Source organism: Arthrobacter sp. alpha11c (assembly GCF_054149985.1).
The window spans coordinates 5,079,629-5,105,591 of the sequence record NZ_CP196747.1; the positions used below are offsets into that span (position 1 = coordinate 5,079,629).

Consider the following 25,963-nt stretch of genomic DNA (forward strand, 5'->3'; position numbering starts at 1 on the left):
AGCCTCCATGGGGAACAGCTGTTTAAGGGCCGCAAACGGAAATGTCGGCGGGGAGGAATAGGCTGGGGGCATGTCCGAAAAGCCCGCACAACCGCGGCACCCGGAGTCAGTCCGGCTGAACTCAGTCCAACCCGGCAAAGCGCCCCGCAAGCTTGCCCTCCGGCCGTACGCACGCGCCGTCGGGCAGGTCCTGAAAGTGAGTTTCAAGGCATCACCGGTTGCAGTCATCATGAAAGTGGCTGGCTCCCTGATTTCGGCAACGCTGCCGCTGGTAACCACCTACTTCGCCGCGCTGACCACCACGGCCTTGGCCGCCGGTTACGCGGGAGATCCCGACGCCGGTCCACGGGCGATTTTGTACGTCATCATCACTGCGGCGCTGGGACTGTTTTGGGGCGCCTTCAGCAGCGTCGATCGCTACATCCAGCAACTGATGAGCTTCAAAGTGGGCGCAATCGTCGGCGACATGATGTATGAGCGCTTCCTGGCACTGGAGTTCTGGCGCTATGACGACAAAGAAACGGTGGACCTCTACGATCGCGCCAAGCGATTCTCCGATTCCTATGCGCGGGTCCTGGACAGGATCGCGGCCATCTTTACTCAGTTGGTGTCGGTCATCCTGGCAGTCGGTGCGCTGCTGTTGGTCAGTTGGTGGATCGCCGTCATTGTCCTTATCGCCATCGTCCCGAGCGTCTACCTGCAGTTCAAACTCTCCCGAGAGCAAATAGCCCATTGGAATACCCAGGTGGATTCCCGGCGGCAACGGCGAATGATTGAGACCAACCTCCTGCGGCCCCAGCACATTGCCGAGATGCGGCTCTACGGAATCGTGGGCTATTTGATGGATCTGAGGTCCCGGCTTCGGGACGCTGACGAGCGCAGGCGGCTGGACTTCCAGAAGCGCTACATCCCCAAGCAACTCGCAGCGGACGCCCTGCAGTATGGGGCCGAAGTTGTGTCCTTGATTTGGGTGGTGGGACAAATCATTGCCAGGGCGCAGCCGGTAGGGCAGTTCCTCTACATCCAACAGATCGTCAGCCGGGCTCTGTCCACCGCCAACAACCTGGTCTCGTCACTGAGTTCCATCGACGAAGACCTTGCCAACCTCAAAGACTACGAGCTGTTCATGGCGCTTCCCGTGCCCAGCGGCCACGAGCCTCCCTTGGTGAAATCGCCTTCCGTCGTGGAAATGCGGGACATCCGGTTCAGCTATACGGGGAGTGACATTGAGGTTATCAAGGGCATATCCCTGACCATCAGGGCGGGCCAGCACATTGCCATAGTTGGTGAGAACGGCGCCGGAAAGTCCACACTGATCCGGATCCTGGCCGGTCTGTACCGGCCGGATTCAGGCCAAGTAATGCTCGACGGCGTCGATCTCACCGGTATCGACGTGACCAGTTGGCACCGGCACCTGGCGGTCCTGAGCCAGGAGTTCCTGAAGTATGAATTCGCCACCGCGGCGGAGAACATCTATCTGGGCGATGTCGATCAACCCCGGGACGAGCAACGCATCCGAAGGGCGGCCTCAGACGCCGAGGCCATGGAGTTCATCAACAAGCTGCCCAACGGCCTGGAAAACCATGTGAGCAATTGGATGGAGGATCCCCGCGGGCGCAAGGGGAGCGGCCTCTCCGGCGGGCAATGGCAGCGGCTTGCCATGGCCCGGAACTTCTACCGGGATGCCTCCTTCATGGTCATGGACGAACCAACGTCGGCCATCGATGCTTTGGCTGAGCACCGGATCTTCACCCGCCTTTTCGCCGACCGCAACAGCACCATCATTGCCATCAGCCACCGGCTGGCCACCATCGAAAAGGCAGACGTTGTGTACATGCTGGAGGATGGGCGGATTGCCGAACAGGGGACCCACAAGGAGCTTGTGGCGTTGAGGGGCCGGTACTTCCGGATGTTCGAATCCCAGCTCACCGTGGAGGAGACCAGCCAGAACACCCCTTAGGAGCAGCTTGGAACAAAACGGTGGCTTGGCCTTGGTGGGATAAACTCGAGCAGTGACTTATGAGATTGAGATTGGCCGTGGCAAGCGTGGGCGTCGTGCCTACTCCCTGGATGACATCGCGATCGTTCCGAATCGTCGGACGCGTGACCCGAAGGACGTCTCTGTCTCCTGGCAGATCGACGCCTATAAGTTCGATATGCCGGTGATTGCCGCCCCCATGGACTCTGTGATGTCGCCGGACACGGCCATTACCTTGGGCCGTCTGGGTGGTCTTGGCGTCCTGGACCTTGAAGGCCTCTGGACCCGGTACGAAAACCCACAGAAGGTGCTCGACGAGATCGCCGGCTTGGCCAACGAAACCAGCAGCCCGGCCGTCACCCACCGGATGCAGGACCTGTACCAGGCGCCCATCCAGCCAGAGCTCATCAGCTCCCGCCTGGCCGAGATCCGCGCCGCAGGCGTCACCGTGGCCGGCTCCTTGACCCCACAGCGCACCCAGGAACACTACAAGACCGTGGTGGCCGCCGGCGTCGATATTTTCGTCATTCGTGGAACCACCGTCTCCGCGGAGCACGTGTCCAAGAATCATGAGCCACTGAACCTTAAACAGTTCATCTACGAACTCGATGTCCCTGTGATCGTTGGTGGAGCGGCTGGATACACACCGGCCCTGCACCTCATGCGCACGGGTGCCGCAGGCGTCCTGGTTGGCTTCGGTGGGGGTGCTACCACCACCACGCGCCGTGCGCTGGGTATTCATTCGCCCATGGCATCGGCTATTTCAGACGTCACTGCGGCCCGCCGCGACTACATGGATGAGTCCGGTGGGCGTTATGTCCATGTCATTGCCGACGGCGGCATGGGCAGGTCGGGCGACATCGTCAAGGCCATTGCCATGGGAGCGGATGCAGTTATGCTGGGCAGCGCCTTGGCGCGCGCGGAAGAAGCTCCGGGCCGCGGCTGGCACTGGGGTCCGGAAGCGCACCACCTCGAATCGCCCCGCGGCGATCGCGTCAACGTTGGCACGGTCGGATCCCTGGAGGAAGTCCTTTTCGGGCCGGGGCACCACACCGACGGCACGTCCAACCTCATTGGCGCACTGCGCCGGTCCATGGCGACCACAGGGTACTCCGACCTCAAGGAGTTCCAGCGCGTGGACGTCGTAGTATCCCCATATTCTGGCAACTAGGACTTCTGCCAATCGGACCGGGCAACAAGTAGGGTAGGGGACTACCAGCTGTTGCGTTTGAGGAGGGGTCCGATGAGCAATGTCGCAGGCGGTCCGCAGGTGAATTCTCCGGGAGCATTAAGCCCGGAATCCCGTGCCGCATCCATTGAAGTCCTGAAAGCCACTGCCCAAGCCGGCAAACAGCTGGACATCCTGATTGTCGGCGGAGGCGTGGTGGGGGCTGGAGCAGCCCTGGATGCGGTGACCCGCGGCCTTACAGTCGGCATCGTCGAGGCGCGGGACTGGGCCTCAGGGACATCGTCGCGCTCGTCCAAGCTCATCCATGGTGGCCTCCGGTACCTTGAAATGCTTGATTTCGGGCTGGTCCAGGAGGCACTGCAGGAACGCGGGTTGCTGATCCAGCAGATCGCACCCCATCTGGTCCGTCCTGTCCCTTTCCTCTACCCGCTGACCCGTAGGTTCTGGGAGCGCCCCTATGTGGGCGCGGGAATCATGCTTTACGACACCCTGGGCCTCACTTCCGGGCACAGCCGCGGGGTTCCCATGCACAAGCACCTCTTCAGGCGCGGCACCCTCAGGGCGGCTCCCAGCCTCAAGGACGATGCCTTCGTTGGTTCCATCCGCTACTACGATGCCCAAGTGGACGACGCCCGTTTGGTGGTCAACGTTGTGCGGACCGCAGCCCACTATGGTGCCCATGCTGTGAACAGGGTGCGTGTGGTGGACTTCCTCCGGGAAGGCGAACGCGTGGTGGGCGCCAAGCTGGAAAACCAGGAAGACGGCAGCGTCTTCGAAGTGCGTGCCAAGCAGGTAGTCAATGCCACGGGAGTCTGGACGGACGAAACCCAGGCCATGGTTACGGACCGGGGACAGCTCAAAGTCAGGGCATCCAAGGGCATCCACCTTGTGGTACCGCGGGACAGGTTCCAATCCACCGTTGGGCTGATTCTGCGCACGGAGAAGTCGGTGCTCTTCGTGATCCCCTGGGGCCGCCACTGGATCATCGGGACTACGGACACGGACTGGAAACTGGACAAGGCGCACCCCGCCGCGTCCAGCAAGGATATTGACTACGTCCTGGAGCGCGTCAACAAGGTCCTCAAGCGGCCCCTCACCCGTGAGGACGTAGAAGGCGTCTACGCTGGGCTCCGCCCGCTTCTTGCAGGCGAAAACGACTCCACCGCCAAACTCTCCCGCGAACACGTCGTGGCTCATCCGGTGCCAGGCCTGGTGGTGGTGGCCGGTGGTAAATTCACCACCTACCGTGTCATGGCCAAGGATGCCGTTGATGAGGCCACCCGGGCGATGGATGAACGAGTTCCCTCCAGCTGCACCGAAACGATCCCATTGCTCGGTGCGGAGGGGTTCAAAGCCGCCTGGAACCGCCGCGCCCGCTCCGCGGAAGAAGCCGGCGTCCACGTTGCCCGCGTGGAACACCTGCTCAACCGCTACGGGTCCATGGCCTCGGAAGTGCTTGATCTCATCGCTGCGCAACCCGGGCTCGGGGAACCGCTTCCCGGGGCTGATGATTACCTTGCCGCGGAGGTTGTCTACGCCACCACCCATGAGGGCGCCCGTCATGTTCACGACGTTTTGACGCGCCGCACCCGGATCTCGATCGAAGCGTGGGACCGGGGTGTGTCAGCAGTGCCTGTAGTGGCTAAGCTGATGGGAGAAATCCTTGGCTGGAGCGAAACACAGCGGGAAAGCGAAATCAAGCACTATCTGGCCCGGGTCGAAGCTGAGCGGCTTAGCCAGCAACAACCCGACGACGAATCGGCTGACGCCGCGCGCATGGGAGTCGATGACATCGTTCCCCTTCGCTGAGCAACACAGGACCTGCGGCCGGAAGGCCACACTGGAGGGAACACGACTTGGCTGAACCACTTGACCGGTATGACGCGGAACTTACTACGCCGGACACCGTCATCCTGGAACTCGTTGCCGAGGACAAAATCGACGCTGCGGCCCAACTCGCGGAACGGCTTCACACGGCTGGTCGGATTTCCAACCTTGAGGGCTTCCTGGAGCAGGTCCATTCCAGGGAACACCAGCTGGCTACCGGGCTTCCCGGTGGCATTGGACTGCCGCATGCGCGGAGTGAATTCGTAGACCGGATTTCCATAGCCGTGGGCGTCACCAAGTTCGGCCATGCCCTGGATTTCGGTGCCACTGACGGTCCCGCCACGCTGATCCTGCTCATCGCCACGCCGGCCAGCTCCTTCTCGGACCATCTGGAAGTCCTGGCTACTTTGGCGCGCTCGCTCTCCAAAGAGTCATTCCGGGAGTCCCTGCGCCGGGCGCACGATACCGAGGTCATTTCCGAACTCATCAACTCCAGCCTGGTGTTCTTCGACCACTGAGATTCGAACATTGAGAATGGCGCCCACGGACGCGTTCAGGGCTAAGGTTCCTACCGTTCGTTTCGTTGTTCTACAGCCGGACGAAGTACGGTTAAGGGGTGTTGAAAACCGCGCTGAAACCCCGCTGGATCGCAGGACTCGTCTTTGCGCTTCTCTTGTCCGCGGTGTTTGTGCTGCTCAGCCAGTGGCAGCTCAGCCGGTCCACCCAGCACGAAGCTCCCGTTTCCCCCAGCATTGAAGAGGTCAAGCCCCTGGTGGACGTCCTGCAGCCGGGGCAGTTTTTCCCCGGTTCTGTTTCGGACCAGATGGTTAGCGCCACCGGGTCCTACGATCCCGCCAAGCAGGTCCTGGTTGAGGGCCGCCTGTACAACGGCCAGAAGGGATTCTGGATTGTCTCGGGCTTCGCGGTGGACAATGCTCCCAAACTGAGCGGTGTCGCCGCCTCGCCCAAAACCTGGATTCCAGTAGCCCGGGGCTGGGTGGCGGACGCCGCCCAAGCCGGTCCGCCGCCGTCGGGCACCATCACGCTGACCGGCCGCCTGCTTCCGTCTGAAGCGCCGGTGCCAAACGTCGACGCCGGTCCAGACCGGGCGTCGGCGGTGGCCGTTGCCGAACTCATCAACATCTGGGACGTCTCCAGCTACCAGGGCTTCATTGCCGCAACATCCGAAGTAGCTGGTGGTGTTCCCGTCGCCGCCGATGACGCGGTAAAGGCCCTCAATATCCCGGCGCAGCCGCCGGAACAACAGGTCAACTGGCTGAACCTCTTCTATTCAGTTGAGTGGGTGGTCTTCGCAGGATTCGCACTGTACATCTGGTGGCGGATGGTGGCAGACGACTACCGTCGCGGCCTCGAAGACGACGAGTTCGACACTCACGACGACGGATTCGACGGCGGCTTCGACGATGACAAAGTCCACCCCAACCAACCGACAAGCCCTGAACCCCAGCAACCTGGGCCAGAACAAAAGGTGCAGTAATGATTGAGCCCAAGCCGGCCATCCAGCCCGAGCAGTCCGGACCCAAGCCGAAGAAGCGCAGGTTTGGCGGAACGGAAGCCCAAATCCGTTCGGCGCTGAAGTTCTACAAAGTCATGGCCTACCTGACCGGTGCCATGCTTCTGCTGCTCTGCGCGGAACTGATTGCCCGTTACGGTTTCGGCGTATCGCTCTTTGCCGGTGGCACGGATGCCGTCACGGGTAAGCCCTTCGGCTTCGGATTCGCTGAGTCTGAGCCCAAGGGCGTGATCGGCGGCTTCAATATCTCCACCACTGTATTGATCGTCCACGGCTGGATGTACGTGGTCTACCTGGTCTCCAACTTCCGGTTGTGGTCGCTCATGCGCTGGCCTTTCTCCAAGCTGGTCCTGTTGGCCCTGGGCGGTGTGGTACCCCTGATGTCGTTCATCGTGGAGAAGAAGTTCCATGCCCAGGTTGAAGCGGAACTGGCAGCCAACCCGCAGGCCTCAAAGCGCTACTAGCCGCGGCCAGGGCCAGGCCAGCAGGCGTCAGGGTGTGAGATGCCTAACGACCAGCCCGTAATTGACCTCTTCGGGCCACTGCCAACGTGCACCGGGGCGGCCCGGCAAAGTAGTCTTGGTTGGTGACTACTCCCACCGCACCCCAGACTTCCCAGAAGCCGGTGCTGGTTGTTGACTACGGTGCCCAGTACGCGCAGCTGATTGCCCGCCGCGTCCGCGAAGCGAATGTGTATTCGGAAATTGTTCCGCATACCTTCACCACCGAGCAGCTTCTGGCCAAAAACCCGGCAGCCATCATCCTTTCCGGCGGACCTTCCAGCGTCTACGCAGAAGGTGCTCCGCGCGTCGGAGCGGACCTTTTTGAAGCCGGGGTACCCGTTTTTGGTATCTGCTACGGCTTCCAGGCAATGGCCAACGCGCTGGGCGGCAAGGTGGCCGAGACGGGCCTCCGGGAGTACGGCGCCACCGAAGCACTGGTGGTTGGCGATGCCCGCTCGATTCTTGACGGTGTGCCCTCCTCACAGAACACCTGGATGAGCCACGGCGACTCCGTCCAGGAAGCTCCCGAGGGTTTCGAAGTGCTGGCCACGACGGCCGGCGCCCCGGTAGCCGCCTTTGCCAACGAGGAAAAGCGCCTCTACGGTGTGCAGTGGCACCCGGAGGTCAAGCACTCCGTGCACGGCCAGCACGTCCTGGAGAACTTCCTGTTCAAGGGCGCTGGTCTCAGCCCCAACTGGACCACGGGAAATATCCTCGAAGAGCAGGTGGAACGTATCCGCCAGCAGATCGGTGATTCCAAGGTCATCTGCGGTCTTTCCGGCGGCGTGGATTCTGCCGTTGCCGCAGCCCTGGTCCAGAGGGCCGTTGGCGACCAGCTGACGTGTGTCTTCGTGGATCACGGTCTCCTTCGCGAAGGCGAAGCAGAACAGGTTGAACGCGACTTCGTCGCTGCTACGGGCGTCAATCTGTATGTTGCCAACGAGCAAGAGCGCTTCCAGTCTGCGTTGGCCGGAGTCAGCGATCCCGAGACCAAGCGCAAGATCATTGGCCGGGAATTCATCCGTGCCTTCGAGGAAGCGGAGCGGGCCATCATCGCCCAGGCAGCTGCCGAGGGGGAGAAGATCAAGTTCCTGGTCCAGGGCACGCTGTACCCGGACGTCGTCGAGTCCGGCGGCGGCGAGGGCGCTGCGAACATCAAGAGCCACCACAACGTGGGTGGGCTTCCCGAGGACCTGCAGTTCGAACTCGTTGAGCCGCTGCGCGCCCTGTTCAAGGACGAAGTCCGCGCGGTGGGTGCCCAGCTGGGCCTGCCTCAGGAAATCGTCGGCCGCCAGCCGTTCCCCGGCCCTGGCCTCGGTATCCGCATCGTCGGTGAAGTCACCAAGGAGCGCCTTGACCTGCTTCGCAAGGCTGACGCGATTGCCCGTGCCGAGTTGACCGCGGCCGGCTTGGACAACGATGTTTGGCAGATGCCGGTGGTTCTGTTGGCTGATGTCCGCAGCGTCGGCGTCCAGGGCGATGGCCGCACCTACGGCCACCCGATCGTTCTCCGTCCGGTATCGTCCGAGGACGCAATGACGGCCGACTGGTCGCGCTTGCCGTACGACCTCCTGGCCCGCATCTCCAACCGCATCACCAACGAAGTGGATGGAGTTAACCGCGTGGTGCTGGACGTCACCAGCAAGCCGCCGGGAACCATCGAGTGGGAATAGCATTTTGAGTGGCCGGCCTCCTCTGGGAGGCCGGCCACTATTCTTTCGGCTGTGAAATGACGGCGAATTTCGCATTGGCACAGTGTTGCGGAGCGGGCTGAAGGAGTATTCCCGCTACCCTCGAAAGTATGCCGGTATGGTCCAAGGCGTCTAAAGCTAGTACAGAAAAGAAGGCAGCAGTTGTGTCATTAGGTCAAGGCCAGGAAGAGGGCTCCGAAGAGCTCCGGAAATGGCTGTCCGGACTTAAGCCCGTTACAGGGGCGGACACGATGCTGCGTTTCGTGAAGACGCCCGAAGGCGCCATCGATCTCAGCAACGCACATCCCTCGGGCCTCGCGCAGCTGCTGGCGGGGCGTAGAACGAGGCTGTCCACGCTTATCCGCGACCGGCAGCAATATCTGGTGGCGGCACGGGCTGCACGCAACATCCGGTCCAAAATTTTTGAGCTCAGCAATGATCGGGGTATCGAGGCCGGGTACCTCTCCGCGGGCACGGTGGTGTGGACTTCAGCCGTAGGTGGCAAACCCCAGCGGGTATCGGCCCCTGTCATGCTGACCTCCATTGTCCTGACTGTTCGCCCGGGCGAGGACGATTTCGAGCTGCAGCTCACCGAGCAAGCACGCATGAACCCGGCGTTGGTGCGTCATCTGAAGACCGTCCATGGCATCGTCTTCGACGTCAATGCAGTAGCCCGCATGGCCTACAACACGGCCAGGCTTGACCCCCAGCCCGTCCTGGATCGCCTGGCTACCCTGGTTCAGCCCATTCACGGCGCCGAGGTTGAATTCAACTTGCTTGTGACCACTTTGGCTGATCTTTCGGGAAACCTGGACGATCCGTGGATCAACATGAACAACCCCACCGTGGCTGCCCTGGCTACCGCTGCCAATGGTGGTGAGATCGAGCCCGAACCCATCAAAGCGGGGCGGTTCGCCAGCCTCGATGAACGCGACCCGGCAGACGAACTACTTTTGCTCGATGCTGACACGGACCAACAGTATGTGGTGGACGCTGTCCGCGCAGGAGATTCGCTGGTTGTCAGCACCCCACCAGGCAGCGGCCAGACCCAGACGGCAATCAATGCGATTGGCGCCTTGGTCAGCGAAGGCAAATCCGTCCTCGTGGTGGGGGACCGGCAGTCCAGCCTGGCGGGACTTTCTGGGCACCTGGAGTCGCTGGGCCTGGATTCGATGTTGTTCCGTCCGGGCAACGGCACCACACCACAGCAGCTCAAGGGCCAGCTGGTCCGTGCCATCATGCGCAATGAAAAGGCGCTGGAACCGCAGCTTGGGAACCTCCATCAGACGCTGATCGGACACCGGCATGCCTTGATGGACCATGTTGCCTCGCTCCACAACGTCCGCGAACGTTGGGGCTGCTCGCCGTACCAGGCTATGCAATCGTTGGCCGAATTGACGTCCATCCACCCGGCGCCGTCCACCACAGTGCGCCTCAAGCGCAGCGTGCTGGACAACATCAAGGACCGTGAAGAACTGGCTGGCCGCTTGCGTCGTGCTGCCGAGCTGGGGAGCTTTAGCCGGGCTTCCACCTCCAGCCCTTGGTATGGTGCCCGCCTCGTAACCCGCAAGGAGACAGAAGAGGCCCAACAGCTTGCCCGCATCGCCGAGGAGAAACTTCCCGTCCTGCGCGAGCGTATGAAGCAGGTTTCGGATCACGCCGAGATCCGTTTGGCGGACACCTTCACTGAGTGGGGCGCACAGCTTGAATTGCTGATTGCCGTGCGCGAAAGCCTGGACAAGTTCACTCCGGACATTTTCGATCGCCCGGTGCATGACCTCATCTCTGCAACTGCAAGCTCTGCGTGGCGACGGGAGCGCAATCTGGAGATGCCCTCCATGCAGCGTTCGAGGCTGCGGCGCGTGGCAAAGGAATATGTGCGGCCGGGCGTTCACATAGCGGACCTGCACAGCTCCCTGGTCCTCGTCCAGGAGCAGCGTGCCCTGTGGGCAGGCTATGCCACCACCCAGCGCCACCCAGCGGTGCCGTCCGGGCTCGCTGACCTCGGGTCCTTGTATCGCGAACTGGATGGCGAGCTTCGCCGCCTGGGTGAGGCGCTCAAGCACACCTCTGCCGGTGGTCCGCTCCACCAGACTCCGTACCTGGAACTCATGGAGCGGCTCGAAAAGCTCGTAGCGGACACAGCAACGCTTGAAACACTCCCGGAGCGCACGCTCCTGATTGAGGAGATGCGCGAGCACGGACTCGGCGAGCTGCTCGCTGACCTGGCTGCCCGTGAAGTGCCGGCCGCTTCGGTCGCAGCCGAGCTGGACCTCGCCTGGTGGCAGTCTGCCTTGGAAGCAATGATCAGTGGTGACGACTACCTCGCCATGTCCGACGGCGACTCCCTCCGCCGTCTTGAAGCCGAGTACCGCCTTGCGGACCAAGCCCACATTGCCAGTGGTGCTGCGCGTTTGCGGTGGCAGTTGGCCCGGAAATGGGGCGAGGGGATAGTGGAGCACCCTCGGCAGGCTGAGTTGCTTCGTGCCCTGCTCAAGGATGGTCGGGTGACTCTCCCGGCTTTGAGTGCGCAGGCTCCTGACCTCGTACCCATGCTTGTTCCGGTGTGGTCTGTGAGCCCCTACCTGTTGACGGGAGTTCTTCCCGCGGAGCAGAAGTTTGACGCCGTGATCATCATCGATGCCGAATCGACGTCGCTTCAGGCCGTCCTTCCGGCGATTGCGCGAGCCCGGCAAGTCATAGCCTTCGGTGATGCGAAGATCGCGAATGCCCGCACCTTCAGCGTGGCCGTGGAGCCTCCTGTGGCGGGAGTGGCCAGCCACGAGACCGTGGACAGTGCGTTCAAGGCCCTGGCACGCGTCCTGCCCACCTGGCAGCTGAACTGGGTTTACCGGGCGGTCGATGAGGACCTGATCCTGCAGTTGAGCAAGAACTACTACGACGGCGGCCTCCGGCGTTTGCCCGACGGCAGTTCGGTGACGGGCCTGGATCGTTCGATCCTGGTGGAGTACATCCCCGATGGAACCGGACTCCCGGGCGCCGACCATGAGGGCGTTGAGTCCGTTACGGCGGAGGTCAACCGCGTGGTAGACCTTGTCTTCGAGCACGCCAGATTGCGGCCCCGAACCTCGTTGGCTGTGGTCACGGCCAGCCTGCGCCACGCTGCGCGGATTGGCGAGGCTATCCGGCTTCAATTGCCCAACCACCCCCTGTTGTCCGCTTTCTTCGGAGCTGGCCCTGAGTCCTTCCGCGTAGTGGACCTCGAGCGAGCCCAAGGACTGGTGCGTGACCATGTAATTTTCTCTCTGGGCTACGGCCGGACACCTCATGGCCGCGCCTTGCACTCGTTCGGACCCCTGTCAACCGAGGGCGGACGAAACCGCTTTGCCTTGGCAATGACCCGCGCCCGCCGTTCCATGCACGTCCTGAGCTGCTTCCGCCCGGAAGATCTGGATCTGGATCGCCTGGCGCACGGAGCTGTGGACTTTTACGAACTGCTGGACAGGGAACTGTCCGGGAACAGCAACCTTGGAACTCCTGCCTCGCGCGCCGTTGCCAGCGAACAGGCCTTGGGGGAGGACCCTCTGGTTGCCGATCTCGGCGAGAGGTTGCGGGCCAGGGGTGCCCGCGTGTGGCACCTTTACGACGGTGTCCTGGACATTGCCGCCGCCGCCGATCCCATCCACACGATTGGACGGGAAGGCGCCGAGATTCCCACGCCAGTGGCAATCGAGTCCGATGGCACGGAACGTTACCGGCGCATGAGTGTCCGTGAACGCAGCCGTCTGAGGCCCCAACTGCTCGAACGCATGGGCTGGCGTTACATGTCCCTGTGGACCATTGAAGTGTTCACGGATCCTTCGTCCTGCGCAGATCGAATCGGGTCATATTTGGGACTTGAGAACCATGTTCCCCAGGCCGCCCCGCCAGCGGAGCATGGCTTCCTGGACATGGATGTTGAACAATTGAATCTGGACAATGCAGGTTCCTCGTATGCCAGCTCCTCGTATGGGATTTCCTCGTACAGCAGCTCCTCGTACAGCAGTTCCTCCGCAACCCGGGCTTCGCATCGGCAAAGCCCGGGAAGTGCCCAGGCATCGCTGGAATCCCAGCAACCCGGACAGGCAGATGTGAACAGGCGGAGGGGGGCGGATGGCGAACCAAGCAACGCAGAAGCCAGCAATCCAACCCCCAGTGATCCAGAGGATGGGACTGAAGTACCAGTGAATGCACAGGGAACCGGCAACGAAAGCGGCTCTGACGAACAGACCGCAGCTGTGGGCGCCGAAAACGCTGAAGAGAAGGCAGAGTCAAAGACACCAGCGGCGAAGCAAGCCTCCGGTGGAATCTTGCCTACCAAGGCCGCTGAAGACGATCCCCGGCGTTGGGGCGACGAAGGCAACTATGACCATGAGCAGTGGTTGAAGGAGCAGAAGCCCCCGCATTGGGGCTGATTGGGTCATGGAATCCAGGCCCTGCATTAGGGATTGACCAAAACAAAGAAAAGCTTGCCTTGCGTTGATGCGCCGGCAAGCTTTTCTGCTTGTGGAGGATCTGCAGCCACTACCATCAAGCCGTCGGTGTCGCTGGTTCCGAGCCATTGGCCGGGTTTACCCCCTTGGGCGGATGTCCATAGGACAGGGACGGAGGCGGCCAGGACTTCGGTTTGCCGGGACTCGTCGTATGATCCGGCGGCGGTAAGTACTACATTCACCAGCTGTCCCGGGGACAGAAGCTGGATGGATGAAGGGTCAGCCATGCGAAGGGGGACCGCAGCTGAGCCTACGGGTGCACCGGTGAGAAGTCCCGGCCCCAAAAGATTGGATTCAGTGGGAATCTGCCCTTTGGTCAAGGGCGAAGCCAGCTGGCGTCCCACCAGCGAAACGTGATCCTCCAGGGCTCCGGAAATCGCGAGGTCGGGCGGCACCGCAACAGTGGTGAAGTCAGCTTCGGTGAGGCTGGTGCCTGCTGCGAGGTCATGGGCAGCGACGAGAATGCTGACCCGCTGCTCAGAGGCAGGGGTTAGCTGTTGGACAGTAATGCCAGTGGCCAGGCAGAGCAGCAGTGCAACTGTCAGCCGACGATTCCGGGAGACCCAGAAGTTCAGGCTCTGTCTGGGGCCCAGTCTCACTTGGCGATGTGGCCCCTGCTTCCGGGGGAGGAAAGAGCCAGCCGTGCTGGTGGGCTTGTTCCGGGAGCGACCACGGCCCCTGGCAAGCGGAGTGGGGTGTTCGCGGCCGGGGAGTGGCGAAATGGTTGACTTTAGTGGCATGACGCCACGTTAGCCACCGGGCTCGGCCGCCCAACAGCGGCCGGGTGCCCTATGTGGAAAAGTGCTGGCTAGCTTGCTGCGGCTGCGGCTGCTGGTGCAGGCGTGGCAGCAGGGGCAGGAGTCGCCGGGGAGGAGGGCGCAGCGGAGACGGTGCTGCCCTTGGCATCGCGCGAATCCGTGCGGTAGAAGCCCGAGCCCTTGAAGACAACGCCGACGCTGTTGAACTTCTTGCGGAGCGCGCCCTGGCATTCAGGGCACTCCGTCAGGGAGCTGTCAGAGAAGGACTGGACGATGTCAAAGGCATGGTCACAGTCTTTGCAGGCGTATGCGTATGTGGGCACTGAGTTCCTCCTTCAGGACAAGGTTCAGGTCCTGTGGAGCCGTGGCGGAGAATCTCCGCATTAGCAGTCGCAGGGCCTGAGTGCCAATTCTATCATCCGCATCCCGCTCATTCGCTATCTGCCAACTCCACGTAAATGCGGGACTTCACGTAGCGTCAACCAGGTCACTCCCCACCGCCAAGCGTGATGATTCCCGACGGCGTCAACGCATCCGGCACCGGGCGGTCAAAAGGCTCGGCAGGGATAGCTCCGGAAGGCAACACATCGTCGTCGTACACCACCGCAATGGTGGGTGGCCGCCCACCGGAACTGTCCAGGCGTTGGAGGAGTCGGTCGTAGTAGCCGCCACCCTGTCCGATGCGGTTGCCATCCCGGTCCACAGCGGTGGCCGGCATGAAGATGCCCGCAACAGCGCTCACCACAGCACTGTCCAAACGCTCGCCTTCGGGTTCGTCGATGGGTGCGTAGTCGGACCGAACGAAGGCTGTCTCCGGCGTCCAGTACACCCAGCTCAGCTGGCGCCCGGCCTCGCAGACGGGAAGCAGGACCTGGTGGCCGGCGTTGTGGAGCCCTGCGATCAGGGGCATGGTTGGGGGTTCGTGGGAGACGCCGACGTAGATCGCGAATGTCCTGGGGGATCCGGCCGAAATCTTCCGGGCCCATGCCAAACCGTGCAGGGCAATTGATTCGCCGGCTTGGGCTACTTGCTCCTTGGAGAGGCTGCGCCTGTAGCGGCGTCGGCTGCTGCGGATGTCTTCCTTCGATGCCATTTTTGTCCGATCATGAGATTCGCGCGGGCTACCGTGGTCTACGTAAAGCAGCAAATCCGCTCCAGTTCAAGGGCTGTTTCTGCGTCTTGCCACGGCGAGGGTTTACCCGTTGATGTATTCCTTCCGTTACATTAGTCCGGTGACTCTCGATAACAATGCTGTCCGTAAGGCCGTCATCCCCGCAGCGGGTCTTGGTACCAGGTTCCTCCCCGCCACAAAGGCGATGCCGAAGGAAATGCTGCCCGTGGTTGACAAGCCAGCCATCCAGTACGTCGTCGAAGAAGCGGTGAAGGTTGGCCTGCACGACGTCCTGATGATCACCGGGCGCAGCAAGCGCGCCCTGGAAGATCACTTTGACCGTGTGCCGGCGTTGGAAGCAACGCTGGCAGCGAAGGGCGATACTGCCAAGCTTGAAGCCATCCAGTCCGCCACCAACCTGGGCGACATCCACTACGTCCGCCAGGGCGACCCCAACGGCCTCGGCCACGCGGTCCTCCGTGCAAAGCAGCACGTCGGGTACGAGCCGTTCGCCGTTTTGCTGGGCGATGACCTGATCGATCCCCGCGAGGACCTGCTCAGCGAAATGATCGCTGTCCAGCAAAAAACCGGTGGTTCCGTTGTTGCCCTCATTGAAGTTGAGCCTTCCAAGATCAGCGCCTACGGTTGCGCCGACGTCGAGGAAAACGGTGAAGACGGCTACGTCCGCATCAAGCAGCTGGTGGAAAAGCCGTCCCCCGAAGAAGCTCCGTCCAACCTTGCCGTGATCGGCCGCTACGTTCTCCACCCTGCGGTGTTCGACGTCCTGGAGAAGACTGCCCCCGGACGCGGCGGAGAAATCCAGCTGACGGATGCCCTTGAGGTTCTGGCTGCCGGGGAAGGTGAAGGCTACGGCGTTTATGGCGTTGTCTTCCGTGGACGCCGCTATGACACCGGTGACAAGTTGAGCTACTTGAAGGCCTGCATCGAGTTGGCATGCGAACGTGATGACCTGGGCCCCGAGCTCCGCGAGTGGCTGCCCACCTTCACTGCCGGTCTTCCCAAATAACACCGGTGTACGGCTCTGCGATCTGGCCGGTAACGCTGGAAAGCGGAGCCTTGGTGCTCCGGCCAATCCGTTACCGCGACAAGCGGGAGTGGTCTGAAGTCCGTTCGCGGAACAGTGAATGGCTTGCACCCTGGGAGGCGTCCAATCCTGCGCCGGGTGGACGCCTGCCCAGCTACCGCCAAATGGTGGCATCCCTGAATGCGCAGGCCCGGCAGTCCACGGCCTTGCCTTTCCTCATCACGGAGCGGACCGAGGGTTTCCGTGAGCCGCAAATTGTGGGTCAGTTGACGGTCTCATCCATCGTGTGGGGTTCGGCGATGATGGCTACCCTGGGTTACTGGGTTGACAAGGAACGCGCCGGGCACGGTATTGCTCCCACTGCAGTTGCGATGGCTACGGACCACTGCTTCCGGACCCTTGGCCTGCACAGGATGGAAATCAATATCCGGCCGGAGAACGCGCCAAGTCTCCGGGTGGTGGAAAAGCTCGGATTCCGGGACGAGGGCTACCGGCTGAGATACTTGCACATCAATGGCGAGTGGGCGGATCATCGCTCTTTCGCGCTCACGTCGGATGAAGTTCCGCAGGGACTCCTTGACGGGTGGCTCAGAGGAAGAACAGGCAGGTCATAGGCCCTTTTGAGCCGTATCTCCATTCATTTGCGGACTCGCCGACGACACACCGACCGCAATGCCGCCGCCCCTGATGATTTGCTTCTACGGTTTTGAATGTGGACTTCCCTCTCAGCAGCTCAGTGATACTCGTGGTCACTGTCGCGCTTTGGATGGTATGGGTCGCTCCTTACGTACTTCGGAACAGACGGCAGCAGGTCCAGGCAGCCACTGTTTCAGCAGAGGCATTTGACGACGAACCAGACGAAACGCAGGCAGGGGTGGTACTGACTTTGGCACCCCGGCAGGAGAAACCGATGGAGACCATGCACAGCAAAGCACCGGCGTCGCCCCAGGAATCCAGCGTGGCTGAGTCGTCTCCCAGGAAGCCGCCCCCAACTCCCTTTACGATCCGTTATGCCCGGCTCACCTTGGCCCTTGCCGGCCTTGCTTTATTGCTGACTGCCATTGTTTCGGGCGTGCTGCGGCTGTTCGGCACAGGTACCGTCTGGCTGCCGTTGGTGTCGTTCGTGGGTGCCGTACTTGCCGTGGTGACTTTGCGGCGACTCGCCCTCCGGGATCTCCGGGAACGCCGCGCGCGTCGGGCTGCCCCGGTGGTGCCCATCCAAACCCCGGCACGGTACCTGCCAAAGGAACCGTTCGTCGAAGCCAAGGAAGTACCGGTTTTCGATGCTGAGGCTGGAAAGCTCGAAGCCGCTCGGCTTTCCGCAGTGGAACTACGCCAGGCTGCCTTGGCTGTTGCCCTTGCCGCCGGAGACAAGTCCGCCGGCGACAAGTCCGCTGGTGACAGGTCCGCTGAAGCGGCCGCTGGTTCCGAAGATGCCAGCTGGGAACCGGTTGAGGTTCCCAAGCCCACTTACGTTGGTGCCGCCAAGGCGCCGCGCCCCGCTCCCGAGCCCTTGGATCTTCCTGAAGCTCCCAAGCCCGTGGGCAAGCCCGTGCTGAAGCAAAGTGTTGAGCAGGCGGAGGCCGCCACAGCTGCGCAGGTGCGTACTGCATCCAAGGGGCAGAGTGCCCTGAGCAACCTGGACGATGTCCTGCAGCGTCGCCGCGCCTAGCCCGGCATGACCACGCTCTGTGTTGCTGGTGGCACCGGCCAGGTAGGCCGTGAAGTTGTTCGCCAAGCGCTGGACGCCGGGCTCAAAGTATCTGCCCTGAGTCGCCACGTGCCGCCTCCCGGTTCGGAGAAGCATTACGACGCCGCCACCTACTTTGCTGGCGACGTCACCACAGGCGATGGCCTGGCAGCTGCGCTGGCGGGTGCCGACGTCGTCATTGATTGCCTTGAGGGTCAGTTCGGGAAAGCCCAAAAGCAATTTGCCGACGGCGGGGAGCGTCTTCTTGGCGCGGCTCACCAGGGAGGTGTTCGCAGGGCTGTGGCGTTGTCGATTATCAACTGCGACAAGAGCGCCCATTCCTACTATGTCTCCAAAGCGGCAAAGGAACGGGTCTACGCGAGGGCCGAACTGGAAACGGTGGTTATCAGAGCCACGCAATTCCACAACCTGGTGGAAATGATCTTTGCTGCAGGCGCAAAGACGCGGTTGATTCCGGCATTCAAGGGAGTGCGCTTCCAAACGATTTCACCCAGGGAAGCCGGAGCTGCATTGCTCGAAGCTGCGCTGGAACCGCCTTCTCCCGAGCAGCACCGGGTCAGGACCATTGCCGGCCCCGAGGTGCTGGCCATGAAGGACATGGCGGAGTCGTGGAAGGCCATTACTGGCGCCCGAGGCAAGGTTCTGGAAGTCCCACTGCCGGGTGCCATGGGTGCCTACCTGCGCGCAGGACTCAACCTCATGCCCGAGCAAAGGTATGGTACTGAAACGTTCGTGTCGTGGTTGGAAAAGCGCCGGGAAACTTTGTAGCCTAGGGACACTGGTCCGGCCGTAAGCCGTGTCCAGGGGCTATAGCTCAGTTGGTAGAGCGCTTCGTTCGCATCGAAGAGGTCAGGAGTTCGAATCTCCTTAGCTCCACAGATACAAAAAACCGGCCAGGCACAATATGCCTGGCCGGTTTCTTATGGGAGTTTAGAGGGGTTGGATGTTCTCCGCCTGAGGTCCCTTAGGGCCTTGGGTGATGTCGAACTGGACCTTCTGGTTCTCGTCCAAGGAACGGTATCCGCTGGAGGTAATTGCGGAATAGTGGGCGAATACATCCGGGCCACCGTCGTCCGGGGCAATAAATCCGAAGCCCTTTTCAGCGTTGAACCATTTTACTGTGCCTGTAGCCATGCTTGTTTTTCCTTCACGGGTCGCTGGTCGGTACCGCTTGTCGGATCACCGTCCCCGCCACTCACATTATTGAGCCTATGTGCCGATCTGACATGGGGCAACAGATTCTGCCGTGCCTTTCGTAATGTCGTTGTGCCGGGGTACGCTGTCGGGCTGTGGTTGGAAGAGCCTGGCGACGGCGGATGCCCTCTAGAATTACCCTGTGAACGACTCCCTTCCTCCGTGCCCCGAATGCTCCAGTGAATACACGTACCAGATGGGCGCGCTGTTGGTTTGCCCTGAATGCGCCCACGAATGGTCACCCGCGGCCGAGAGCGACGGGCAGGTGCATGTCATCAAAGACGCCGTGGGCAACATCCTGAGTGACGGCGACACCGTCACGGTGGTCAAGGACCTCAAAGTGAAGGGCAGTGCCACGGCCATCAAGGTCGGCACCAAAGTGCGGAACATCCGGCTCGTCGACGGCGTGGGAGACCACGATATTGACTGCAAAGTGGACGGATTCGGCCCCATGCAGCTCAAGTCCAGCGTTGTGAAGAAAGTCTGACGGGAGCCTTAGAAAATGACCGGGACCCCAGCTTCCAAAGGCCTCAACGGCCCCATCCTGGTAGGCGTCATGCCCGGGCAGCGGCCTGTCGTCGTCGAGCGTGCCGCTGAGGTGGCGCTCAGCGCCGGGCTCCCGCTGGTGTGTGCGTTCGTCGATGTGACCGTCTATCCCGTGGACGGCACCACGGGCGGGCCGTCGGCCCCGATTGATCCCGACGGCGTGGACGATGACGCCGAGAGCGCCCCGGAATCCGTGCGGACAGCAATTGCCACCCAGTTGGCCGAAGCTGATCTGAACTGGTCCATCGTTTCCCTGGCAGGGGAGCCGGCACGGGCGTTGGCCCGTGAGGCCGAAGATATCGGGGCGTCCATGATTGTGGTGGGCTCCAGGGACCGCAAGCTCGGTTCGGCCGTCAAAGAGCTGACGGCGGGCTCCATTGCCCGGCAGCTCTTCCACCGCCAGGACCGTCCTGTACTCGTTGTACCCGTGGAGCCACGGGTGCCGGTGGATGATGACGACTGAGATCAGGCGTCCCGTCCATCTTCACTGGGGGTTCATCGGAATAGTGGCCGCAGGTGGCGTCTTGGGGGCGCTCGCCCGCTACGGCCTCGGACTCTTGATTCCCGCGCCAGGGTCCTGGCCGTTACCCACCCTTTTGATCAACGTTTCCGGCGCCCTGGCGCTCGGCGCTTTGCTTGAGGGGCTGGCCAGGAGGGGGCCCGACGTCGGACGTCGCCGGGCGTTGCGCCTCGCCTTGGGTACGGGCTTCCTGGGGGCTTACACCACGTACAGCACGCTCGCCTTGGATGCGGTGCACCTGTTCACTGCGGGTGAGTCGACTGCTGCCCTGGGTTATCTGGGCATGAGCCTGCTGGGTGGAGCGGCAGCAACCATGGCCGGAATCTGGCTCGCCGCATGGCATCACAGGCGTGCGAAATGACTGTCGTCCTGTTGGCCCTCGCCGGGGGACTGGGCGCGGCTGTTAGATTCATGATGGACGGGCTCATCCGGGCACGCGTCCGTACTGCCCTGCCGTGGGCCACCATCTTCATCAATGTCTCCGGTTCCTTGCTCCTGGGGTTCCTGGCTGGACTGGTGATGGAAGGGCAGGCGCCCGAATCCCTTCAACTCATCCTCGGCACTGGTTTCCTGGGAGGCTATACCACCTTCAGCACGGCAAGCCTGGAGACCATCAGGCTGGTGCAGAGTGGGCGGATGGGGCTGGCGCTCGTCAACGGCTTGGGTTCCATGGCCGTTAGCGTCGGGGCTGCCGCTGCCGGCGTTTGGTTCGCTCTGCTGCTGGCTTAACGGATGACCGCTTGGCTGTCTTGGCCCGGCTGTAGGATCGGTGCCATGGCTAAGAAGACATTCAATGAGCTGTTGTCCGTTCAGGTCGCCAATGAGTTTGCGGCCTCCCAGCAATACATTGCAGTAGCCGTGTATTTTGACGGTCAGGACTTGCCGCAGCTTGCCCGGCATTTTTACCGCCAGTCCCTCGAGGAGCGGAATCACGCCATGATGATGGTCCAGTACATGCTGGACCGCAACGTGCCCGTCGAGATCCCCGGCATCGCCCCGGTTCGCAACAACTTCTCCAACGCCAAGGAACCCATCGCTTTGGCTCTTGAACAGGAAAGGGAAGTCACCCGCAACATTGAGGAGATGTTCCGCGCCGCCCGTGCCGAGGGCGACGCCCTGGGCGAGCAGTTCATGCTGTGGTTCCTGAAGGAACAGGTTGAGGAAGTTGCCTCCATGACCACGCTTCTAAACATCACGGAGCGGGCGGAGAACCTCTTCGATATCGAGAATTATGTTGCCCGTGAGAGCGTAGGCGATGCTGGGCATGATTCCAGTGCGCCCTCTGCTGCCGGCGGCGTGATCTAGCGGCAAAAAAGCTCAGCTTCCGGCGGCCTCTTCGATTGCCAAGGCATCGTCATGATCGGACCTGCCCAGCAGGGACAGGCGGCTGGCAATGCGGGCAAGATCCACGGGCAGGACACTGCCGGAGGCCTCGGCGTCCCAGTCCAGGGGTCCCGCGCCGATCAGGAACAACGTGATGTCCTGATCGTGAAGCACGTCGACGGCATTGCTGAACCGTTGCCATGCGGGCACGGAAGCAGGGTCGCCCCCGGCAGGGGAGGGAACGTCGTCGATGACCCAGGTCTTGAAACTGTGCGCCAAGGCCAGGAAGTCCGCGGTGGAGGTCAGCCCTGCGCACAATTCCGGAAACCCCACCCAGAGCAGGTCCGGGTCTGCGTTCTTGACCACGATCGGTTGCGTTGTTGGGGTTAGGACACGGCTTTGGGACGCGGATGGCCGGAAGAGCCCCAACCGTCCCAGTTGTTTGGGCGTGCCCGGCGTGATGATCCGGCCAGAGCTGAATGCCTTGGGCGCATCGCCGGGTTTTGTACCTGCTGCAGGAAACCGCCGGAAATCGGCGGGGCCGTTGATCTCCACAATCTCCATCATCTCTTTGATGGCTTCGATGGTGGGCACAAAATGGTCGTGCCACAGGGGATTGGGCAGTAAATCGTCCGGGGCGTAGTTGGACGTCACCACCAAGGGAATCCGGCGCTGCGCCGCGGTGCGCAGCAATCGCGCGATAAACATTCCGTCCCCAACGTCATGGACATGGAATTCGTCGAAGAACAGGACATCGATGTCCGCCAGGAGCGCATCCACCGAGTGCTGTATGGCGGTCCCATCCGCGGAACCGGAACGGTGCGTTCCGGCGTGGAGCCTGCGGAAGAAATCATGAAAGTGGACGCGACGTTTCCGTGCCCGGAGCCTGTCGTGGAAACTGTCCATGAGCCACGTTTTACCGCGACCCACAGGTCCGTGAAGGTAGATGCTTCGCGGCGTCCTCAGCTGTAGCGCGCGACGGCGGGCCGTCACCGCTGCACCAAAGGCCGCCAACTGCTGCGCTGCTTCATGCTGACTGGGCTCAAGCTGGAAACCCAACCGTCCGGCGTCGTGCGTTATGCCCTCCAAGAGCTCCAGGACAGTTTCCGGGTTGCCCTGTTTTCCTCGTTGCGGGCGGCTTCCTCGTTGTGGGCCGAGCGGGGGCGTCACAGCCAGCCTTTCCGCTTGAAAATGAGATACATCAGCATTGCTGCTCCAACCATGAGCCCGATCGCCATTGGATAGCCGAAGTCCCAGTGCAACTCCGGCATATGGTCGAAGTTCATGCCATAAACGCCGGCCACAAAGGACGGTGCGAACAGAATGGCGGCCCATGAGGAGATCTTCTTGACCTGCTCGTTCTGGGCAGCGCTCGCCTCGTTCTGCCGGTTCGCTGTCAGGGTGCCGTCCAGGGTCAGGGCGTTCTGGAGGAGATCCCTGAAGGAGTTCACCCTGGAGATCACGCGCTGGACGTGGTCCTCTACGTCCCGGAGGGAGCGCTGGAGTTCGATGTCCACGCCGTACTTCTCGAAGCCCTTCTCAAGCAGCGCCATGATGTCCGGCAGTGGCTGGATAGCCCTTTGGAATTGGATGACTTCACGGGCAAGTTCATAGATTCGCCGTGAAACCGCGGTGTCGCCGCTGAAGAGCTGATCCTCAATTTCGTCGATGTCGTTCTCGAGTCCGGCCACAACAGGCGCGTAATCGTCCACCACCTGGTCCAGAAGGGCATACAGCACCGCTTCCGGTCCATGCCGCAAGAGGTCCGGGCGCTGTTCCAAACGGTGGCGGACACGCGCAACTCCGCCGGTCTCAGCGTGCCGGATGGTCACCACGAAGTTGGGACCGGTGAAGACGTGCAGCTCGCCGAACTCCACCGTCTCGGTTGCATCGAGATACCGGGCGGGGCGCAGGACCGTGAAAAGGTTGTTGTCGTAGCGTTCCAGCTTCGGCCGCTGGTGCGCCGAAACGGCATCCTCAACTGCGAGTTCGTGGAGGCCGAATTCCTGGGCGACGGCAGTCATCTCGTCCCGGGTGGGCCGGTAAAGCCCGATCCATGCCATGCCACCTTGCTCCGAGAGTGTCTCGAAAGTTTGCTCCAGGTTGTGCGGGGTGGCTGTGCGCACACCCTCTACATAGACGGCGTTATCAATGATGGTCACGAGTGAACGCTACTGCATGGCACCGATGATGGCCCCGGCAATGGTCATGGCGAGGATGTCGTGCCCCGCATCAATAACGGTCACCTCAGAGGGGCGCCCGGCGAAACCATTGTGGATGACATGTCCTCCGGCACGGAAAACCAAGGCCAGGATCAGAGCGAAGACGCCACCGCCCAGGAAAGTGTTGAGCTCCAGGGCGCTGATCAGGATGGCCAGGAGAATGCTGGTCAGCGCCGCGGCAGTCATCATGGGAATCCAGATGCCCGCACCGCCGTCGATGTTTTTCAGGTCCTCTTCGGTTTTGCCGATCGCTTGCATCCACCGGCGCCCCAGGACGGCCGGCATGTACCAAACGAACCCGATCACCATGCTTGATATGAAAGCCAGGAGGATAGCGAGCCAGTTGATGTCCGATATGTGTGAGAGCCAATCCATGGTCAAAAGCCTAATCGGGTGCGACCCCTGGAACCGTGTTCAAGCGCTCATGCTGACCGCGTGTTGGTGGACCCGGCCAACCTTTCCATCAGTGGCTCCGTGCGGTAGGGGATATGCGTGTGGAGGGCCAGGACAGTTTCTGTTCGGATCACGCCCTTGGTACGCAGGACGGACCTCAGCGCGGATTGCAGATTATGCGTATCGGTTGCCACCACGCGGCACCAGAGATCTCCACGTCCGGAGATTTCGTGGACCTCCAGCACTTGTGGAATCAGCCGCAGGGCGCCGATGACGCCATCGAGTTCGCGGTGGGTCACTTCAATGGTGATGAAAGCTACGACGTCGTACCCCACCTTTTCGAGGTCCACTTCGCGGCCTGCTGCCTGAAGGACCCCGGACCGGAGCAGCCGTTTAAGGCGGCTCTGTGCAGTATTGCGGGCGATGCCGAGGGAATCGCTGAGCTCGGCGATCTGGATGCGGGGGTCCTTGATGAGTTCCAGCAGGATCTTCAAGTCCATGGGGTCCAAGGTATTCAAATGGTCACTCCGGCTTACTTAGACGACACTACTTTGAGTATTTTGCTCAATTTTCCCACGTTCCTGCTTCGTTGAGCGCAGTACTGCGGCAATCTGTTGCTACCGAAACCTGGCTGCGCCCTCCATCCCACAAGGAACCCCCGCGCAGCCCCGAATCAAAGGCACGGAAATGACTGTCTTGAGCGAACTCCGCATGCGTCCGGCCAAAGCCGGCGTCTGGAGTTGGGATGCCACCACCACTGCAAGGCTGGTCCTGGCCGGCATAGTGATGTTCACGCTGCTGGTGGGCGCTAACCTGGCCACACCTCTATACCCTTTGCTGCAGGCCAGCCTGGGTATGTCCTCCTTGGACGTCACGGTGGCCTTTGCCAGCTACGTACTGGCGCTTGTTGTGGCTCTGATGGTGGCGGGGCATTGGTCCGATCACATTGGGAGGCGGGCAGCACTGGTGCTTGCCGTCGTCATGGGTTTGCTGGGCGGCATCATCTTCGCGAATGCGGACAGTCTTGGCATGTTGTCCCTCGGCAGGGCCTTCCAAGGCGTGGCAGTAGGGCTGGCCACAGGGGCCAGCTCCGCAGCCCTGCGTGAACTGTTGCCCCAGAGGCCTGACTGGGCTTCGCGCTTCACGTTGCTCTCCTCGGCTGGTGGCGTGGCTGCCGGACCCGCGATCGGTGGTCTCCTGTCGCTGCTTCCGGACCCTACGCGAACGCCCTATTACATCCACTCCGGGGTGCTGCTTGCCACGCTCATTCCACTGTGGCTACTCAAGGCAAGGCCCGCGATTGCCCCCGCTGCAGGAAAGCCGGCGTTCAAGGTTCTCGCTCCACGAAAACCCGCCATCTCGAGTCACGCACGCGGTGCTTTTTGGATGGCATCGGCAGTGGGCTTCCTGAGCTTCGCAGTCTTTGGGTTCTGCCTGTCGCTGGCTCCCGGGTATTTCGCAACGGTGGTGCATGCTGATTCCAGACCCCTTATTGGGCTGCTGGCTGGGGTGACCTTGGGTGCATCGGCGCTCAGCCAGCTGGTGGGAGTCCGCGGACGCTACCTGGTCCCCGTTGCCCTGGCGGTGTTGGGCATCTCGATAGTCCTGGTGGGAGCTGCCGCAGCTTGGTCGAGTCCGTTGTTGCTGGTTGCAGCCAGCGTCACTGCGGGTGCAGGGCAGGGCATCGCCTTCCGTCAGGTGTTCAACGACGTTGCCGGGAAGGTCGAGGCAGCCCGGCATGCGCAGGTCATCAGCACGGTGTACGTCATCACCTATTTGGGAAGCGCGGTTCCGGTGATTGGCTTGGGATTGGCGGTCTCGGCGCTGGGCTTGCAGGCCGCCGTCGTTGGTTTTACCGTGCTGTGCGGGGTTGCGGCCCTGGCGCTCGCTGCGGCTTCACTCCGGGGTGCCCGGCACGCCTGAGC

The 25,963-nt window shown here is 61.9% G+C and carries 26 protein-coding genes and 1 tRNA gene; 19 read left to right on the forward strand and 8 right to left on the reverse strand.

All coding sequences use genetic code 11. The features are described 5' to 3' along the window. Positions 1-70: 70 nt before the first annotated feature. From ACTAQJ_RS23695 to ACTAQJ_RS23730, 8 genes are all read left to right on the forward strand, one after another. Positions 71-1,960, forward strand: coding sequence for an ABC transporter ATP-binding protein (locus ACTAQJ_RS23695; RefSeq protein WP_498699839.1), 1,890 nt, complete (start codon positions 71-73; stop codon positions 1,958-1,960). Positions 1,961-2,012: 52 nt separating this feature from the next. Continuing rightward, positions 2,013-3,149 carry a GuaB3 family IMP dehydrogenase-related protein gene (locus ACTAQJ_RS23700; RefSeq protein WP_498699842.1) on the forward strand — a complete coding sequence of 379 codons (1,137 nt, stop codon included), beginning with the start codon at positions 2,013-2,015 and terminating at the stop codon, positions 3,147-3,149. A 72-nt stretch (positions 3,150-3,221) separates the two neighbouring features. Continuing rightward, entirely contained in the window at positions 3,222-4,976 is a 1,755-nt protein-coding gene (locus ACTAQJ_RS23705; protein WP_477514895.1) for a glycerol-3-phosphate dehydrogenase/oxidase, read from the forward strand. A gap of 47 nt (positions 4,977-5,023) precedes the next feature. Next, complete coding sequence (locus tag ACTAQJ_RS23710) at positions 5,024-5,512, forward strand: PTS sugar transporter subunit IIA (RefSeq protein WP_431115882.1); 489 nt, start codon at positions 5,024-5,026, stop codon at positions 5,510-5,512. Positions 5,513-5,610: 98 nt separating this feature from the next. Then, positions 5,611-6,492, forward strand: coding sequence for an SURF1 family protein (locus ACTAQJ_RS23715; protein WP_498699846.1), 882 nt, complete (start codon positions 5,611-5,613; stop codon positions 6,490-6,492). Next, on the forward strand, positions 6,492-6,992 hold the full coding sequence (locus ACTAQJ_RS23720) for a DUF3817 domain-containing protein (RefSeq protein ID WP_431115880.1): 501 nt from the start codon (positions 6,492-6,494) through the stop codon (positions 6,990-6,992). Before ACTAQJ_RS23715 ends, ACTAQJ_RS23720 begins: the two co-directional genes overlap by 1 nt. 122 nt (positions 6,993-7,114) lie before the next feature. Next, positions 7,115-8,704, forward strand: a complete 1,590-nt coding sequence (gene guaA / locus ACTAQJ_RS23725) for a glutamine-hydrolyzing GMP synthase (protein ID WP_431115879.1) — start codon at positions 7,115-7,117, stop codon at positions 8,702-8,704. A 128-nt stretch (positions 8,705-8,832) separates the two neighbouring features. Next, on the forward strand, positions 8,833-13,137 hold the full coding sequence (locus ACTAQJ_RS23730; protein WP_498699849.1) for an AAA family ATPase: 4,305 nt from the start codon (positions 8,833-8,835) through the stop codon (positions 13,135-13,137). Between the two features lie 26 nt (positions 13,138-13,163). Here ACTAQJ_RS23730 and cpaB read toward each other — a convergent pair whose 3' ends face one another. From cpaB to ACTAQJ_RS23745, 3 genes are all read right to left on the reverse strand, one after another. Further along, a complete protein-coding gene (gene cpaB, locus ACTAQJ_RS23735; protein ID WP_498699851.1) occupies positions 13,164-13,955 on the reverse strand; it encodes a Flp pilus assembly protein CpaB in 792 nt (263 codons plus the stop codon). A gap of 68 nt (positions 13,956-14,023) precedes the next feature. Further along, the gene (locus ACTAQJ_RS23740; protein WP_309925907.1) at positions 14,024-14,296 is read right to left on the reverse strand and encodes an FmdB family zinc ribbon protein; all 273 of its coding nucleotides are present in this window, start codon (positions 14,294-14,296) and stop codon (positions 14,024-14,026) included. A 164-nt stretch (positions 14,297-14,460) separates the two neighbouring features. Beyond that, positions 14,461-15,066 (reverse strand): 5-formyltetrahydrofolate cyclo-ligase, encoded by a 606-nt coding sequence (locus ACTAQJ_RS23745; RefSeq protein ID WP_498699856.1) that lies wholly within the window; start codon positions 15,064-15,066, stop codon positions 14,461-14,463. A 112-nt stretch (positions 15,067-15,178) separates the two neighbouring features. On the opposite strand from ACTAQJ_RS23745, the gene galU reads away from it, so the two are divergent. The 5 genes from galU to ACTAQJ_RS23770 all read left to right on the forward strand — a co-directional run bounded on the left by galU (position 15,179) and on the right by ACTAQJ_RS23770 (position 18,716). Next, entirely contained in the window at positions 15,179-16,111 is a 933-nt protein-coding gene (gene galU, locus ACTAQJ_RS23750; protein ID WP_431115874.1) for a UTP--glucose-1-phosphate uridylyltransferase GalU, read from the forward strand. 5 nt (positions 16,112-16,116) lie between these two features. Beyond that, the gene (locus ACTAQJ_RS23755; protein WP_431115873.1) at positions 16,117-16,743 is read left to right on the forward strand and encodes a GNAT family N-acetyltransferase; all 627 of its coding nucleotides are present in this window, start codon (positions 16,117-16,119) and stop codon (positions 16,741-16,743) included. Between the two features lie 131 nt (positions 16,744-16,874). Further along, positions 16,875-17,801 (forward strand): hypothetical protein, encoded by a 927-nt coding sequence (locus ACTAQJ_RS23760; RefSeq protein ID WP_498702249.1) that lies wholly within the window; start codon positions 16,875-16,877, stop codon positions 17,799-17,801. 6 nt (positions 17,802-17,807) lie between these two features. After that, positions 17,808-18,608 (forward strand): SDR family oxidoreductase, encoded by an 801-nt coding sequence (locus ACTAQJ_RS23765; RefSeq protein WP_498699860.1) that lies wholly within the window; start codon positions 17,808-17,810, stop codon positions 18,606-18,608. 35 nt (positions 18,609-18,643) lie between these two features. After that, positions 18,644-18,716: transfer RNA gene (locus ACTAQJ_RS23770), tRNA-Ala, on the forward strand. A 54-nt stretch (positions 18,717-18,770) separates the two neighbouring features. Here the strand turns inward: ACTAQJ_RS23770 and ACTAQJ_RS23775 are convergent. Then, entirely contained in the window at positions 18,771-18,974 is a 204-nt protein-coding gene (locus tag ACTAQJ_RS23775) for a cold-shock protein (RefSeq protein ID WP_144648155.1), read from the reverse strand. Positions 18,975-19,176: 202 nt separating this feature from the next. Here ACTAQJ_RS23775 and ACTAQJ_RS23780 point away from each other — a divergent pair, with 202 nt between their 5' ends. The 5 genes from ACTAQJ_RS23780 to ACTAQJ_RS23800 are packed head-to-tail and all read left to right on the forward strand — an operon-like array spanning position 19,177 to position 21,405. Then, positions 19,177-19,521 carry a zinc ribbon domain-containing protein YjdM gene (locus ACTAQJ_RS23780; RefSeq protein ID WP_431115871.1) on the forward strand — a complete coding sequence of 115 codons (345 nt, stop codon included), beginning with the start codon at positions 19,177-19,179 and terminating at the stop codon, positions 19,519-19,521. 15 nt (positions 19,522-19,536) lie between these two features. Then, positions 19,537-20,043 carry a universal stress protein gene (locus tag ACTAQJ_RS23785; RefSeq protein WP_498699862.1) on the forward strand — a complete coding sequence of 169 codons (507 nt, stop codon included), beginning with the start codon at positions 19,537-19,539 and terminating at the stop codon, positions 20,041-20,043. Further along, on the forward strand, positions 20,030-20,461 hold the full coding sequence (locus ACTAQJ_RS23790; RefSeq protein WP_498699863.1) for a fluoride efflux transporter FluC: 432 nt from the start codon (positions 20,030-20,032) through the stop codon (positions 20,459-20,461). Before ACTAQJ_RS23785 ends, ACTAQJ_RS23790 begins: the two co-directional genes overlap by 14 nt. Beyond that, entirely contained in the window at positions 20,458-20,829 is a 372-nt protein-coding gene (gene crcB, locus ACTAQJ_RS23795; RefSeq protein WP_477514907.1) for a fluoride efflux transporter CrcB, read from the forward strand. Before ACTAQJ_RS23790 ends, crcB begins: the two co-directional genes overlap by 4 nt. Before the next feature lie 45 nt (positions 20,830-20,874). Continuing rightward, positions 20,875-21,405 carry a ferritin gene (locus ACTAQJ_RS23800; protein WP_431115866.1) on the forward strand — a complete coding sequence of 177 codons (531 nt, stop codon included), beginning with the start codon at positions 20,875-20,877 and terminating at the stop codon, positions 21,403-21,405. Between the two features lie 12 nt (positions 21,406-21,417). Here ACTAQJ_RS23800 and zapE read toward each other — a convergent pair whose 3' ends face one another. From zapE to ACTAQJ_RS23820, 4 genes are read right to left on the reverse strand one after another with little or no spacing between them, the layout of a single operon-like run. Next, positions 21,418-22,593, reverse strand: a complete 1,176-nt coding sequence (gene zapE / locus ACTAQJ_RS23805; RefSeq protein ID WP_498699868.1) for a cell division protein ZapE — start codon at positions 22,591-22,593, stop codon at positions 21,418-21,420. Next, complete coding sequence (gene corA / locus ACTAQJ_RS23810) at positions 22,590-23,585, reverse strand: magnesium/cobalt transporter CorA (protein WP_477514909.1); 996 nt, start codon at positions 23,583-23,585, stop codon at positions 22,590-22,592. The genes zapE and corA overlap by 4 nt, the downstream gene beginning before the upstream one ends. A 9-nt stretch (positions 23,586-23,594) precedes the next feature. Continuing rightward, positions 23,595-24,020 carry a DUF1761 domain-containing protein gene (locus ACTAQJ_RS23815; protein WP_498699871.1) on the reverse strand — a complete coding sequence of 142 codons (426 nt, stop codon included), beginning with the start codon at positions 24,018-24,020 and terminating at the stop codon, positions 23,595-23,597. A 47-nt stretch (positions 24,021-24,067) separates the two neighbouring features. Beyond that, the gene (locus ACTAQJ_RS23820; protein ID WP_216925165.1) at positions 24,068-24,556 is read right to left on the reverse strand and encodes an Lrp/AsnC family transcriptional regulator; all 489 of its coding nucleotides are present in this window, start codon (positions 24,554-24,556) and stop codon (positions 24,068-24,070) included. Between the two features lie 169 nt (positions 24,557-24,725). Here ACTAQJ_RS23820 and ACTAQJ_RS23825 point away from each other — a divergent pair, with 169 nt between their 5' ends. Next, entirely contained in the window at positions 24,726-25,961 is a 1,236-nt protein-coding gene (locus tag ACTAQJ_RS23825; RefSeq protein WP_498699874.1) for an MFS transporter, read from the forward strand. Positions 25,962-25,963 lie beyond the last annotated feature (2 nt).